The sequence below is a fragment of the Vibrio celticus genome (genome assembly GCF_024347335.1).
GTDB classification, from domain to species: domain Bacteria; phylum Pseudomonadota; class Gammaproteobacteria; order Enterobacterales; family Vibrionaceae; genus Vibrio; species Vibrio celticus.
In genome coordinates this window covers 1700323-1715705 of the sequence record NZ_AP025464.1, presented here as the reverse complement: position 1 = coordinate 1715705, position 15383 = coordinate 1700323, and the positions used below count along the sequence as shown (strand labels likewise).

Genomic DNA, 15383 nt, shown 5'->3' with positions numbered 1-15383 from the left:
TCCTCCTACCTACTACGCCTAAATAGCATATTGCTTAATTTTATGTGTTGTTGATCCAATTAACCTCGCTTTTCACAAATACAAAGCGTGATTTCCTCACTAGTTATTTTTAAATTCCGACTTAAAAATAACTTTGTATATAAGGCTCACATATAGATCACCTTATTCAACATTACGATATTCACCGAAAACAAAACTCTAATATGGATATCACACGTGAATACAAAAACCTTTAAACTCTCGACTCTTACCAAGGCGATGCTGCCGATACTGACGGCGACACTGATCGTCGGTTGTAATGATGACGATGATAACTCGTACACTACACCCACGCCGGGAACATCGGTTCCTGGTGAAGTGGTACTGACACCGAGTGTCGACCTACCAAGTGCAGCGCCACAACCAACCGCAGACCAAGTTTCTATAAGCTACATTGCCGACACTACTTCTACTATTTCCCGTATGGCAAATACCACAACCGATTTCAGCCAGTGGACACTGGTGTGTGGTGATAACTCATTTCCAGCAACGTCTTCTGACCAATTTGGCCCTATGTGGCTAGTCGCTGCAGACGAAGCAACCGGTAGCTGCAAAATTACTGACGGCACCGTTGACCAAGCAAGTATCACTCTCAACGCTGCTGATGCAGGCGCAAGCGTTGGTGTCACACACGAAAGCACAAAGGTTTCAGGTTCTCGCCAAGACACGCTACTAACAAGCTACGGACTGGATCAAGCAGGTACCGACGTCAAACTGCCAGAAGCAACCCCCCCCGGTGAGCTACCAACACCACCAAGTGGCCATTTTGCAATTCACCTCTACGACCCGCTAGGCGATAAAAAAGAAGAAGGTGCTGATAAGGATGGCTACGGCAACCTTAACCTACACATTTGGAACAACGCAACTTGTGCTGCAGGTGATCCAAGCTACTTCAATGACGGTTGGGACGATGTCACGGTGACCCCAGACGCCTCTGACGAATTTGGGCCAGTTTGGTACGTACCTGTTATCGACGACCCTAGCCAATGTTTCAACCTTATTTTCCGCAACGCAAACAAAGACAAGTTGATTGGTGCCGATCTCGTTATCGATATTTCAGGTCAAGAAGCGAACCCAGCAGTGACTTTCATGGCTGGCAGCGCAACTGCATATGCTACTCGTGGTGAAGCATTTGAAGTGGCAGGTCCATCTTCAGAGTTTACTATCGACAGTGTTGGTGCCATTTTAATTGATGACAGCACTCTAGTATGGCAAGCAGGAAACGGCGCTGACCTTGTACAACTGATGTTCAGCGCAAATGGCGATTACACGGTATCGGAAGAAGGCGTGATAAGCGGAGCTTCAATTAAGCTAACAAGCACAGCATTGAGTGATGAACAAAAAGCGAAATTTCCACATCTTGCTGACTACCCAACATTTGAATTGCCACAACTGCCAACTGATCTGTCACTGGCTTCAATCATGAAGGGCAGTTTGATTGCTATTGCCTCTTCTTATGATGCTGACAGTGAACCAACACAATTGCGCTCGTCAACTGCCGTTCAATATGCAGGCGCACTGGATGCAATTTTTGCAGAAGCCGCTACCGAACAAGAGTATGGTCCTATCTACGGTGATGATGGTGTAACCTTCAGACTTTGGGCTCCAACAGCGTCAGAGGTTGAACTGGTTGTCTACAACAGTGATAAATCTGAAGCGGCTCGCCACCCAATGGTCGAGAACAACGAAACGGGCAGCTGGAGTATTGAAGTTGAAACCGACACGGTTGACGGGAAATACTACCGCTACGCAATGAAAGTGTTCCAACCAAGAGAACAAAAAGGTTTCAGCTACGAAGTGACTGACCCTTACTCGGTTAGCTTATCCACGAACTCGTTCTACAGCCAAGCGATCGACTTAGACTCAGATGAGCTTAAGCCTGCAGGTTGGGATAGCTTAGAAGCACCACACTCACAAGATCCGGAGAATGGCGACCTAGCCAACATGGTGATCTACGAGTCACACGTACGCGACTTCTCATCTCGTGATCAAAGCACGGACAATAAAGGCAAATACCTAGCGTTTACTGAGCAAAACTCAGTACCAGTAAATCATCTTAAAGAGCTTAGTGAGGCGGGCATGTCACACCTACACTTAATGCCTGTATTCGATATCGCAACCATTAATGAAGACCCAGACCAAGTAGCAGATATCGACGAACCATTCAGCAAGCTTTGTTCTTTGAATGAAACGATTAAGAACGACAGCCGTTACAGCGACTACTGCACTAGCGGTGGCACAATCGCCGAGGCATTTGAAGAGCTTAAAGCGACGGATACCAAAGACAATGCAGTGGTAGAAGGACTTAACGAGTACGTCCGTTCTGTAGACTCTTACAACTGGGGATATGACCCATTCCACTACACGGTGCCAGAAGGCTCTTACGCCACTGACGCAGAAGGTACGACACGTATTCTTGAGTTCCGTGAGATGGTGAAATCAGTTAAGCAAGATGTCGGCATGAACGTAGTGGTGGACGTGGTGTACAACCATACTAACGCTTCGGGCATGAATGATAAATCGGTACTCGATAAAGTCGTACCGCTATATTACCAACGTCTGGTTCCAGATTCAGGTATGGTCGAGACTTCGACCTGTTGTGAAAACACGGCGCCAGAACACGCAATGTTTGCCAAGTTGATTGATGACTCCATTCAAACTTGGGTAGAGGCATACAAGATCGATGCATTCCGTTGGGACTTGATGGGCCACCACCCACTGTCTCAAATGCAACAAACGTTGGCTGCAGCTCGTGAAGTCAATCCAGAGGTTTACTTCTACGGTGAAGGTTGGAACTTTGGTGAAGTTGAAAACAACCGTCGTTTTACACAAGCAACACAACCTAACCTAGGTGGTACTGGTATTGGTTCTTTCTCGGACCGACTCAGAGATGCAGTTCGAGGCGGTAGTCCATTCGATGGCGGTGAAGCGATTCGTAAAACTCAAGGCTTCGCAACTGGCGCTGCAACACTGCCAAATGAACTGATGGCCGATGATGAAGGCAATGTTTCTGACGTTGAGTTAGAGCGCGCACTACACCAAATCGATCTGACTCGTTTGGGTATGGCGGGTAACTTGAAAGACTTCAAGATGGTCGACTTCGAAGGCAACACGCAAGTTGGTTCATCCATTGATTATAACGGCCAAGAGGCAGGTTACGCAGAGCAACCGTGGGAAGTACAAAACTACGTATCAAAACACGATAACCAAACATTCTGGGACATCAACATGTACAAGGTATCGGAAGATGCTAGCGTAGATGTGCGTGTTCAAATGCAGACCATTGGTATGTCTACAGTATTGCTAGGTCAAGCGATGCCGTTCAATCACATGGGTGGCGAACTACTGCGTTCGAAATCGATGCAACGTGACTCGTACGACTACGGCGATTGGTACAACCTCGTTGACTTTACCCTCACTGACAGTAACTGGAACAAAGGTCTGCCAGCGAAAGATAAGGATGCGGATAACTACGACCAAATCGCTCGTGCGACTGCGGATCTAAATTCTCAGCCTGAAGCTGAACATGTGGAGCGCATGTACAATAACTACAAAGAGTTGTTGATGCTTCGTTCTGCCTCGGATCTGATGACGCTACCAAGCGCACAAGAGATCATCAATCGAGTTGATTTCCGTAATACGGGTAAAGGCCAAGCAACCGGTGTGATCGCAATGACCATCGATAACGGCAGTACCCAAACTGCGGATATCGACAGCTCAGTTGATGCAGTTGTAGTTATCATCAATGCGACGCCAGAGACGCAAACAGTCGGTGATTTCGTTGACCACGAGAGCAAGCCAATTGTTCTGTCTGGCTTTGAACTGAGTGCTGCACATGAAGACAACGGTATTGCTGGGAATTCATCATTCACTGAAGGCAAATTCTCAGTACCGGCTTGGTCTACTGCGGTATTCGTTCAACTGCGAGGTTCTGAGCGTAGCCTAGGTCTACCAGTTGCGGAGAAGAAAGCAGACTTACCACCGTTTGGTAAAACTAAGGTCTACATTGCAGGCGGCTTCGAGCAAGCTAGCTGGGATCCAGCAGCGATTGAAGTGCCTTACACCAACAGCGGTTTGTACACTATCGAGCTAGGCTTAGCTTCTGACACTGGCTATAAGTTCACGCATGGTGACTGGGACTCTCAAATTAGCTGCGGCGGTGAGAACTGCCCATCAAACTTCACTGAAATGGGTATGTATGAGTTCTCATTGGATGCTTCTGATGTGGAAAACCCAGTAATTGTCGATGCGGAGCTTGGTGAAAGCTACAAAGACAAAACTTGGTACATCCCAGGTAGTATCTCAGGTAACTGGGGTCACGACGATGCACAGAAGATGACCACAAATGCACAAGACGCAACCATGGTGAGCTTCACTACTGCAGAGTTGGCTGCAAACCAAGAGTTCCAATTCAAGTTTACTTGTGGGGATTGGGGACAGTGTGAGCATGGCTACAGTGATGTCGTGGTTGCTGAAAGTTCACTTGCCGTTACTGATAATGGTGGCAACCTAGCCTTTACGCCTGCAAGTGAAGGCACGTATACAGTGACATTCGATATCATCTCTAAACAGGTGAACATCGCAGCGACTAAGTAATCGCTCGTTCAACGCCTACAAATAACGCTGACTCAGGTCAGCGTTTTCTTTTTCAACTCGTTTAAAAACTCAGATTTACTAGAAAACTGGGGGCACTAATAAGAGCGTTGTTTAATGATCTCGATAAATGCTTCAATCTTTTTGTCCCTCGCTCCCTGCTTCGCGTAAAGACCAACATTCCCTCGCTTAGAATCATCAATCAATAAAGTTTCAAAGCCTCTTTTTTTCATCCAATCACACATTTTATGACTGTATGGCATCACAGCATCTGACATTCTTAACATATCTAAGCTCGCAAAAAGAGAATCAACATCATAAACATCTCGCCCTACTACCTCGGCATCACGCCCACCAGATTGTGAATTTACGTGATCAGAAAGTACGGAGTTATGTCTCGAGTGATCGGGAGTCACTTGGAGTATTGGATAATCCAACATATCACGCCTTAACAAGCTGACATCGAGATTTTTTTTTGTTAACAATGGATGACCATCTCGAACAAACACAGCTTCTTTGTCTTGAAATAGTGGGTAGAAAGTCACTTTACATCGCTCATGCAACCCATAAATTTCATGGCCAACAAACAGATCTATATCCCCTTGAACTAAGTGATGCATCAAAGATAAATTATTTCCGAACTCTAGATGTAGCGAACCCATTTGTTCTTGTTGTTTGTACTCTTCAACAGCCTTACAGACAAATTGTTCCCACCAAGCTTCGCCTGTGCCGAGCTTCAATTTACCTAATTGGCGCTGCTGCATATCGGTAAAACGGTGCATTAGCGACAGATGCTTTTCTTGCTGCTCTTGCGCAAACTCCCGAAACAGCACCCCATACTCGGTAAGTTCAACGCCTTTTGACTTCCGAATAAAAATAGCAACACCAATATCACTCTCTAATTTCTTAATTGCAGCAGTCAAGGAAGGCTGGCTTATATTCAGTTTTTCTGCAGCACCTTTAATGCTACCGGTATGCGCAACCATCAGAAAATATCGATATAGCTTATTCATAAGACTCTCTTAGTTTGCATTCGATCACAAAATGCGAGGTTAGAAATTCGACAAATTACCCCACTGATGTTTGCACACAGCGGATAGGCAACATGATATAGGATTTTTCTATATAGAGCATTAGTAATGCTATTTCCCACTCAAAGGTGATATCACTATAGTAAAGGCAATCAACTAATTAAGTGGAAATTGAGATGGAACAGAAATGGTGGCATGACGCGGTAGTCTACCAAATTTACCCGCGTAGTTTTTTAGACTCAAATAATGATGGTATCGGCGACCTAAATGGGATTATCAGTAAGCTCGATTACCTCAAGGAACTTGGCATCAATGTCATTTGGTTATCGCCTGTTTACCAATCTCCAATGGATGATAATGGTTACGACATCTCTGACTACCAAGCGATTGCTGAAGAGTTTGGCAGCATGGAAGACATGCAACGCCTTATGGACGAAGCAAAAAAACGTGACATCAAGATTGTCATGGACTTAGTGGTAAACCACACGTCAGACGAACACTGTTGGTTCGAACAAGCTCGCTCTTCAAAAGATAACCCATATAGAGATTATTATATCTGGCGTGATGCAAAACCGGATGGGAGCGCACCAGACGACCAAGAATCGATCTTCGGCGGTAGCGCTTGGCATTGGGATGAGCTAACACAACAATATTTCTTCCACCTATTTTCAAAACGTCAACCAGATTTAAATTGGGAAAACCCAAAGGTACAAGAAGAAGTTCATAATATGATGAACTGGTGGATTGACCTTGGCATCGGCGGCTTTCGATTAGATGTGATCGACCTTATCGGTAAAGAGATCGATAAAGGAATTACGGGCAACGGGCCAAGACTGCACAAGCTATTGCAACAAATGAATCAGGCCACCTTTGGCAATAAAGATTTGTTAACAGTTGGAGAGACTTGGGGCGCAACACCAGAGATTGCTAAGCTATACAGCGGACAAGATAGAAATGAACTATCGATGGTATTCCAATTTGAACACATCACACTGACATGGGATAACGGTGACAAATGGAATCCTATTCCGCTCGACCTTAGAGAATTCAAGAATGTTCTGACGAAATGGCAGCTAGAATTGGCAGATGGTGGCTGGAACTCTCTATTTTGGAATAACCACGACTTACCGCGCTTGGTGTCAAAATACGGTGATGACAAAAACTTCCGGATCGAGTCAGCAAAAATGCTTGCGACTTGTCTACACTTCTTGAAAGGCACACCCTATATCTACCAAGGTGAAGAAATTGGCATGACGAACGTTGCCTTCGACAGTTTGGATCAGTACAAGGATATTGAGACTCATAACTTCTACAAAGTAAAAACAGAGTCTGGTGTCACTCATGAACACATGATGGATGCCATTCACGAGAACAGCCGTGACAATGCCAGAACACCAATGCACTGGAACAATCAAGCTAACGCAGGGTTCTCTAACGGAACGCCGTGGATTGAGCTCAATCCAAACTACCCGGATATAAACGTCGAAAGTGCATTAGCCGATTCAGGTTCAATATTTTACCACTACAAGAAATTAATTGAGTTACGCAAAGCTCATCCAGCAATTGTCTACGGATCTTTCATTCCTGTTTTTGAAGAACACGATAAGGTTTTTGCCTACGTTCGTGAATTGGATGGTGAACGACTGTTTATCGTATGTAACTTCTCAGGAGAGTCGTTAACTCTTGAAGTTCCTGAACAATATCGCACCCAAACGCCGACTTGCCTCATCAACAACTATGGTGAAGTTTCAAGTGTAGATACGCTAATACACTTAGCACCTTATGAATCTTTTGCTTTAAAACTATAGCCCTATAAGCTCCAACCCCCGCACAAAGGCAAGGTAATTCCTTGCCTTTTTTATTGTTCCCAATCAGTGGTGTTAACTCATACAGCATAAACCAAGATATGCAACCCCACTCTTATTCGGCTATAGCTAAATGACCAGCAATTTGTTTGAGCCCACCTTCACATTTCTTTTCATGTTCAACATCACAAAAGCTATCCATCTTCCTCTAAAACTCTAGCCTCACCTTAATGATATAGATTTTTACTATATCTTCTATTTGTTTACCTATTTCTCAAGGCACAAGGAAACCGATAAAATCACTCCAAGATAATAAGAACTGATAGAAGTGATTATCGTTATGGATAACCTTCTGAATATGGAATGAAACTATGAAACCTCTATTGAAAACACTGTCTATTTGTACCCTTGCTGCTCTTTTTAATGCACCAGCTTTTGCTATGGAAGAAGGTGAAATTACTATCTGGATCAACGGCGATAAAAGTTATGCCGGTCTCGCTGAAATTGGTAAGCAATTTGAAGAAGATACGGGCGTTAAAATCAATGTTCAGTATCCAGATTCACTGGAAGCAAAATTCCAACAACACGCAGCGACAGGCGGCGGTCCAGATATCATCTTCTGGGCACATGACCGTTTTGGTGGTTACGCTGAATCAGGTTTACTTCACGAACTAAACCCAAGTAAAGAATTCAAAGAAAAGCTTGTCGACTTCAGTTGGGATGCGGTAACGGTGAACGGCAAAATTGTAGGGTACCCTCTAGCAATCGAAGCACCTTCTCTAATCTACAACAAAGACCTACTTCCAAACCCACCAAAAACATGGGAAGAACTTGCTGCTATTCAAAAAGAGATGGCTAAACAAGATAAAAAAGCCATTATGTGGGATGTGAAAAATGCTTACTTCACATGGCCAATGATCTCTGCCGGTGGTGCATTCGCTTTTGAGAAAACAGAAACAGGCTATAACGCAAAAAGCACTGGTGTTAACAACGAAGCAGGCGTTCACGGTCTTCAATTCTTAGTTGATATGGTAAACCAAGGGGTTGTTAACCCGAACATGGATTACTCAGTAGCTGAAGCTGAGTTCACCAATGGTAACGTTGCGATGACCATTAACGGCCCTTGGTCTTGGGGCAACCTAGATAAACTTGGCGTTAATTATGGTGTTGCAGAATTGCCGACATTAAATGGTGGTAAGGGTAACCCGTTTGTTGGAATCCTAAGTGCAGGCATCAATGCTGCAAGTCCGAATACTGATCTTGCTGTCGAATTCTTAGAAAACTACTTATTCCAAGACGATGCTTTGAAAACCATGAATGATGATAAGCCTCTTGGCGCCGTGACACTAAAATCATTCCAAAAGATCCTTGAGAGTGATGAACGCATCAAGTCAACCATGACGAACGCTGAAAACGGCGAAATCATGCCTAACATCCCTCAAATGACCGCTTACTGGTTCGCTGAGGGTGCTGCAATCGATAACGCAATGCAAGGTAAGCAAACGGTTAAAGAAGCACTAGACACAGCAGCTAAGCAAATTACCAAATAACCTTTCTTCTTATTAATATCCTATTGTCCTTTGGCACAGCGCATGCTGTGCCTTTTTTGTTTTGGAAGTCACCTCGTTATGCAAATCCCTACTCTTTATCTCAAAGGTACATTTAATGGTTGGGGCTTAGACACCCCACTTATCAAAGAGCAAGATAGCTCTTATAGAGCAAGCATATGCTTATCAACCGATCTCTATCGCTTCAAGATCTCTGATTCAGATGGAACGAAGCAATGGACACTTTCAGGACATGAAAGTGAAGCAACACTTTGCGAGTTCGAACAAGCAATCTCTCTTATCAATACACAAGGAATTGGCAATGACCTACTACTCTCTCCCACCGAGGCAGGTCAGTACTCCTTGAAAGTTGAATTCTCCTCGTCGACTCCAACCCTCACCATAAGCAAAGGTGAATACAACACTCAATCAACACCTCAACGAGAGCGCCTTGATACTAAGCTCATTGAGATTGAGGGCGTATTTCCTGACTGGAAGCACCCTGAGTTTGCAATACCACACGAGCAACTATTCCAAGAACTAGCCATCACAGAAAAACAGTCATTCCCGTTTGTATTCGGGGATAACGTCGATGGTTATTATCACGGTACTACCTATAACTATGTAAACAGTGCAAAATATCGCCACCACCAAGGTTGGATACTAGGCTCCTTCGCCAGCTATACCAACGGCAAGTTTAATAATAAGCTAGTAGCTCAATGTGCTCGCCTTATGCCTTATGGAATTGAGCATCATTACGACAATAGTCAGGAATCGCTAAGCCTTGTTCAAGGTTCGAGGCTTGTATCGCTCACGGTTTCGTCAAACAAACCAAGCATTTTAAGCCTGATTCCAGAACTCAACATACCGACTGTTCACTCTACAGTTCATACCTCAAATACCTCAAATACCTCAAGCTCAAATGTAGTCTTAGAACTCAGCCCTCAAGTTTGCCCTGAAGGCAGCCCAAGATTTGTAGCAATTGCTAGCAACCATTCAATACATGCAAAAGAGGTCTCACTAGACGATCATCATGAACTGCGCGACCTAGTTCAACTTTCAGAGGGTAATGTAAAACTGATGCTCTCAACGTCGAATAAACAAACAGACCTTATTGTCTATTTAGGCTTTGCTGACACGCTTGAATCCGCTAGTTTACTGGTAAATCAAGCTGTCAAAAATAACGAGCACGTTCTTCACCAGCAGCGAGTTTATGACTTCCTGACCGATAATTATTTGTGGACCAACGACCTGGAATACAACCGAGCGGTTATGTGGTCACGTCTTGCCAGTAGAGCCTTTGTTAGCCATGAATTTGGAACCGGTATTTGGGCTGGGCTACCTTGGTTCAAAGACTGCTGGGGCCGCGATACGTTTATCGCTTTATCAGGAACAAGCTTGGTTAATGGGTTATTTAACGAAGCCAAAGAGATAATTGAAAACTTTGCATCAATGCAGATGCTCGACGAAAGCTCCGTGAATTTTGGCCGAATCCCCAATCGCGTGACAAGTAAAACGAACATCATTTACAACACTACTGATGGCACACCGTGGATGATTCGAGAAGCTCTCGAATACATCAACTATTCTGGTGATGTCGCGTTCGGTAAGGCTATTTACCCAACCCTGAAGCGTTTTATCACAGGTGTCGAAAGACACTACTTAAATGAAGATAGCTTGATGGCACATCGCCACCCTGATACATGGATGGATGCAAAAATTGATGGGATGACACCTTGGTCTCCTCGTGGACCTAAAGCCAATGATATCCAAGCTTTATGGTTTGAGAGCTTAAACAGTGCCATTCAGCTCGCAACTTTAGTGGGCGACTCCGAAGCAGAAAAGAGCTGGACAATCCAAGCAGGAAAAGTGAAGGAAAACTTCGCAACCAAATTTTGGGATAATGAACATAATCGATTAGCCGACCATTTATCTGAAGGTGACGTTCCAGATTATAGCGTGCGTCCAAACCAGCTCATGACGATATCAATTCCTCAGAAAGTTGATCTTAATCAGAGTGAAAAAGAGCAATACATCGTCAAGAATGCTATCGAAAATCTATTGTTCCCATGGGGGATCTGTTCATTACAACAAGAGCACGTTGATTTTCACCCATATCATGACAATCAAGCCACATACCATAAAGACGCGGCTTATCACAATGGTACGATCTGGGGGTGGAATGCAGGCTTTACCATCACTGCTCTCAACAAGTTTAAGAAGCAAGACCTCAGTTACCAACTATCTAAAAACTTGGCGAGACAAATCCTTAAACAAGGCTGTAGAGGAACAATGAGTGAGAATTTGGACGCCTACCAAGTCGATGACCGCAATCTTGTAGAATCAGGCACATTCGCTCAAGCTTGGTCTGTTTCCGAATATGCTCGTAACGCGCAACAGGACTATTTGGGGTACTGCCCACGCTTATTAGATAATGAGATACACCTAACACCCAACCTTCCAAGTTGTTGGCATAAATTAGTTGCTACGCTGCCTTTTGGGAAAGGAAATCAACTACGGTTAGCATTTGACTCTAAAAGTGGTATTTCTCACTACGAGATTCGGTCAAATTTAGAAGGTACAATGAGTTCCGACATAACATTAGTTCTTAAACTGGATATAGATCAAAAATCTGTGGCTGTTATCTCAACACCATTGACGGAGCAGTTGGAAATAATGATCGATAGTCTCCAAAGTCAGGTCACTGTAAGCAATAAACAAGCGCATATTGATATTCAACCTAAACAAAGTAATACCATCTTAAATGACTTAAAATTTGCTAAACCTGATTTTTCCAAGAAACACCGAAGCATGTTTAACAATGACTACTTGTTGAACAAACGGAATAAACAACAGTTATCAGTAGCAAAAGACTAATTTCATTGTTAGCAAGCCGATATAAAGAAAGCCTAATCCACTTATTACTCGAAAGAGAATGGAATTAGGCCTTCTTTTATTGTCCAAAAATAAAGTTGATGAAATCAGGGAATCGTAGAGACCAGGCCGTTTCATTATGCCTATGATCTTTACCTTCTTGATAAAACAGCGTCACGTTGTGTTTTTGAGCGAGTAACTTATTCATTTCCCGCGAACCACTTAGATATACATCCGCGAAATCCACTATTGTACCTTCGCGAGCTTCATCCGTTCCCATATCCATATATATTTTTGTTGGATACCTAAAGTTAAACTCTTTCATATATTCGAAGTATGAGGTTTTATTGAACCAAAACGCTGGAGAGAAGACCCCAAGTACGCCAAAGGTATCCTGATATAGAGAGCCTCCGTACAAACTGATTAATCCCCCCATGGAGCTACCAGCAAGATACGTAAACTCTCGGCCAGGCTTTGTTCTTAATGTTTGGTCTATATAAGGCTTCAATGTTTGACAGATGAAAGCCATGTAATCGTCACCTTCACCACCAAATTTAAGTAACTCATCACCCACGCCCATTTCTTTTATGTCTCGATGTGCTTTCCAAGGTGAATACTCGTTATAACGCCCCATCTTATTAAGCTCATCACTACTGTCGATTGCCACGACAATTAACCCAAATAATTTACCAAGTCTCTGCATCTCATCAAGGGTCGTTCGTGCATCCCAACACATCCCATATGTCGCTGTGGACTCTTCAAAGACATTCTGCCCATCGTGCATGTATAAGACCGGATAAGCTTGTTCTGATTGTCGGTAACCCGCAGGAAGATAAATACGAAGTGTGCGAGTTCGATTAAGCTGTGGGATTAGGAACTCATCAATAAGAATCAATTCAGATTGCATAACTACCTCTAAACCTGAAATATATGAATACAGATAGAAAAAACGCCCCTTAAAGGAGCGTTCGATCTAAGCTACAAGGCTACTGCTTACTAACCTATTAAGCTATTAAGCTATTTTGCGTTGACAGCTCGTACAAAGGCTTCTTGTGCACCTTCAACATTGAGAGCTTTTGCTTCATCCAACAAACTTAAAGCTTTAGGTACATCACCAGATTTAACCGCATTTTGTATAGCAGATAAATAGAAGTCTTTTGTCTCTTGTTGTACGCGAACCTGTGTATCAGCTTTGTTAGTTGTCGCGGCAACAGGCGCGGCAACAGCAGCAACTGGAACTACAGCAGCTTTAGCTCGGTAAGGGCGAAGCTTCAGAGTTTCAACTTCTAACTCTAAACGACCGCCTAGTTGGTTGGTGTATACAGGATCAGTGACCATAGGCATCACTTCACCAAACTCTTTCGCACGAACTTTCGCAGGGTGATCAACTTTAATCGCTTTTCCTAGCTCATCAGCAGGCGTGTAGATAACAATATAAGGTGTCTTACTCGCATCAATACGCAAGCGCTCAATGTAACTAGTGCGTGTAAACGCATCGGATGCCTGAACCTTAAAGTCTTCAAACTTCAATGTTTGCACTGGCTTAAAGTTTTCATCTAGAAGCATGGCTTCTGGAGCAAAAACTGAATCATCGATCATCAAGCTCGATAGCTTAACGACCATCTCCCCAGAGCGTTCGCTGAACTTGAACGCTGCAAAGTGGCTATTACCTGTTGTAAATGTACCGACAGGTGATCCCAAGTCGATATCAAACTTTAAATCTTCATTATCATTCAATTGTGCGTATGGGTACTGCGAAAAATCGCTGCAGCATACTTCTGCATTAGTGGGTGCATCGAGTTTAGTTTGAACCTGAGCATCGGAAGCACAACCGCTTAGCAAGGCACCTAGTACCACGGCTAACATAGAGCTTTTATTTGTCATTTTAATCTCTCTCACTATTGGTTGTTGTTTTGGGGAAAACGGAAAAAGGCAGCCAATTGGCTGCCTTATACTATAAATGGTTTAGAACCAAATTTCAGTGTGAACACCGAATACAAATTGGTCTTTTCCATTCTCAATGCCGATATTTGCAGCACTCGCTTCATCATCAGCTTTAATGTAACTGATGTAAGGTTTTACTTGTGGACGACCAAAGTAATCAGAGTTAGCCGTGAATGCAGTTGCAATTTCTAAGTTAACAATTTTAGATTCATCAACACCCGCTGGTTTACCCCATGCAGCTGGGTCGCCAAGTTCTTCATAGCCATATGATGCTGTTGCTTCCAAACGAACGTTGTCATTCAATTTGTAAGATGGACGAGCTGCAACTATCCAGCGCGTTAAATCTTCTTGACCAAAAAGAGTATCTAAGCTTGTAAAGTAAGTAGCTTCTGTACCTAGCTGCCATTTTTCAGAAATGTTTAGTACACCGTAAGAAGTTAAGAACAATGATTCAGCATCATCACCACCACCAGACCAACCACCGAAGTTCACACCACGGTTTTGCATTACACCAGTACCATAAGCAATCGCGTTTTGAGTCCAACCGTCAAGGCCGTAGTAGCTGGTGTTCAATGTTACAGAAGCACCGAAACCATCATCATTCTCGCCATCAAGAGTCTGCTGACCATATTTGAAATCGAAGTCCATACTACCGATACCCACATCTACACCATAGTAGTACAGGTCAATAGAAGAAAGTGTTGTGCGTTTGCCTTTAGCACCAGGTACTAGTTCACACGGTTGTTCTGGTTTGTAATCTGGGTCATTTGGATCCGTACAAGCCAAAGTATCATCTGGATTGCTACCAGCATCTGGATCTGCCATTACATATGCGATACCAGCCGTATTGCCACCTAGCTTAGTTTGAATACCAGCACCGATACCTGATGATTGTTTCCAGAACTCACCAGACAAGATACCCGCAGCACGGTTTAAGAAGCGTTGACCACCCCAAATTGATGTGTCTTCACCTAGGATGCCGCCAAGCTCAACGAAGGCTTCTTTTACTTCAAACTGTGCTGTTGTATCTGCTTTTTGGCTACCTGAAGAACTGTATGCGTAAGAGTTACCGTTACCATATTCCGTACGCAGAACGTAGTCCGCCCACACACCATTTTGGTATTCAGAGTGCTTCTTAATTACAAATTCAACTTGGTTAGTGCTCTTGCCGTGTGTGCCAGCCGTCATGTAATCAGGTTTGCCATATTCCGTATCTACTGTTTTACCATCTGCAACACGAACGTTAGAAGACATGTAACCATGCACTTCCCAACCATCAGCAATAACTTCCGTTGGGTTTTTAACCTCAACTTCCATTGCTTCATCACCACTTGTTACATCAAGAGCTACTTCTTCTGCATATACAGAACCAGCCATAAGTGCAGTAGTCACCGCTGCAGCAATCAAACTTACTTTTTTCATTCTTAACTCCATTAAGGACGATTTATTTTTAGGTTTTATATTTTTGCTCTCTTGCGACAACCAAAGGCAGTTATGGCGGACGTAAGATAGAGAGGTTTAGGGTTTCCCCTGATTCGTTTCAACGGAGC

At 43.6% G+C, this 15383-nt stretch carries 8 protein-coding genes; 4 read left to right on the top strand and 4 right to left on the bottom strand.

Annotation, left to right across the window (positions count from 1 at the left end; all coding sequences use genetic code 11):
• Nucleotides 1–216 precede the first annotated feature (216 nt).
• Nucleotides 217–4635 (top strand): pullulanase-type alpha-1,6-glucosidase, encoded by a 4419-nt coding sequence (gene pulA, locus OCV19_RS23510; RefSeq protein WP_065675796.1) that lies wholly within the window; start codon nt 217–219, stop codon nt 4633–4635.
• A gap of 95 nt (nt 4636–4730) precedes the next feature.
• On the opposite strand, the gene OCV19_RS23505 is transcribed toward pulA, so the two are convergent.
• On the bottom strand, nt 4731–5645 hold the full coding sequence (locus OCV19_RS23505) for a LysR family transcriptional regulator (protein ID WP_065675795.1): 915 nt from the start codon (nt 5643–5645) through the stop codon (nt 4731–4733).
• Nucleotides 5646–5839: 194 nt separating this feature from the next.
• Between OCV19_RS23505 and OCV19_RS23500 the strand changes: the two genes are divergently transcribed.
• From OCV19_RS23500 to OCV19_RS23490, 3 genes are all read left to right on the top strand, one after another.
• Nucleotides 5840–7471, top strand: coding sequence for a glycoside hydrolase family 13 protein (locus tag OCV19_RS23500; protein WP_065675794.1), 1632 nt, complete (start codon nt 5840–5842; stop codon nt 7469–7471).
• A gap of 368 nt (nt 7472–7839) precedes the next feature.
• Nucleotides 7840–9018, top strand: coding sequence for a maltose/maltodextrin ABC transporter substrate-binding protein MalE (gene malE / locus OCV19_RS23495; protein WP_048610530.1), 1179 nt, complete (start codon nt 7840–7842; stop codon nt 9016–9018).
• Between the two features lie 30 nt (nt 9019–9048).
• Nucleotides 9049–11892 (top strand): amylo-alpha-1,6-glucosidase, encoded by a 2844-nt coding sequence (locus OCV19_RS23490; protein ID WP_065675793.1) that lies wholly within the window; start codon nt 9049–9051, stop codon nt 11890–11892.
• A gap of 76 nt (nt 11893–11968) precedes the next feature.
• Here OCV19_RS23490 and OCV19_RS23485 read toward each other — a convergent pair whose 3' ends face one another.
• The 3 genes from OCV19_RS23485 to OCV19_RS23475 form a co-directional block, all read right to left on the bottom strand.
• Complete coding sequence (locus tag OCV19_RS23485) at nt 11969–12796, bottom strand: alpha/beta hydrolase (RefSeq protein ID WP_065675792.1); 828 nt, start codon at nt 12794–12796, stop codon at nt 11969–11971.
• Nucleotides 12797–12906: 110 nt separating this feature from the next.
• Nucleotides 12907–13773, bottom strand: coding sequence for a MalM family protein (locus OCV19_RS23480; protein ID WP_083994275.1), 867 nt, complete (start codon nt 13771–13773; stop codon nt 12907–12909).
• Between the two features lie 81 nt (nt 13774–13854).
• Nucleotides 13855–15255 (bottom strand): carbohydrate porin, encoded by a 1401-nt coding sequence (locus OCV19_RS23475; protein WP_170926828.1) that lies wholly within the window; start codon nt 15253–15255, stop codon nt 13855–13857.
• Nucleotides 15256–15383: the final 128 nt, after the last annotated feature.

What these genes read in the sequence shown, in the direction of transcription:
- OCV19_RS23505 (WP_065675795.1), bottom strand. Translation starts at nt 5,645, where the DNA reads ATGAATAAGCTATATCGATATTTTCTGATGGTTGCGCATACCGGTAGC.
- OCV19_RS23500 (WP_065675794.1), top strand. Translation starts at nt 5,840, where the DNA reads ATGGAACAGAAATGGTGGCATGACGCGGTAGTCTACCAAATTTACCCG.
- malE (WP_048610530.1), top strand. Translation starts at nt 7,840, where the DNA reads ATGAAACCTCTATTGAAAACACTGTCTATTTGTACCCTTGCTGCTCTT.
- OCV19_RS23485 (WP_065675792.1), bottom strand. Translation starts at nt 12,796, where the DNA reads ATGCAATCTGAATTGATTCTTATTGATGAGTTCCTAATCCCACAGCTT.
- OCV19_RS23480 (WP_083994275.1), bottom strand. Translation starts at nt 13,773, where the DNA reads ATGACAAATAAAAGCTCTATGTTAGCCGTGGTACTAGGTGCCTTGCTA.
- OCV19_RS23475 (WP_170926828.1), bottom strand. Translation starts at nt 15,255, where the DNA reads ATGAAAAAAGTAAGTTTGATTGCTGCAGCGGTGACTACTGCACTTATG.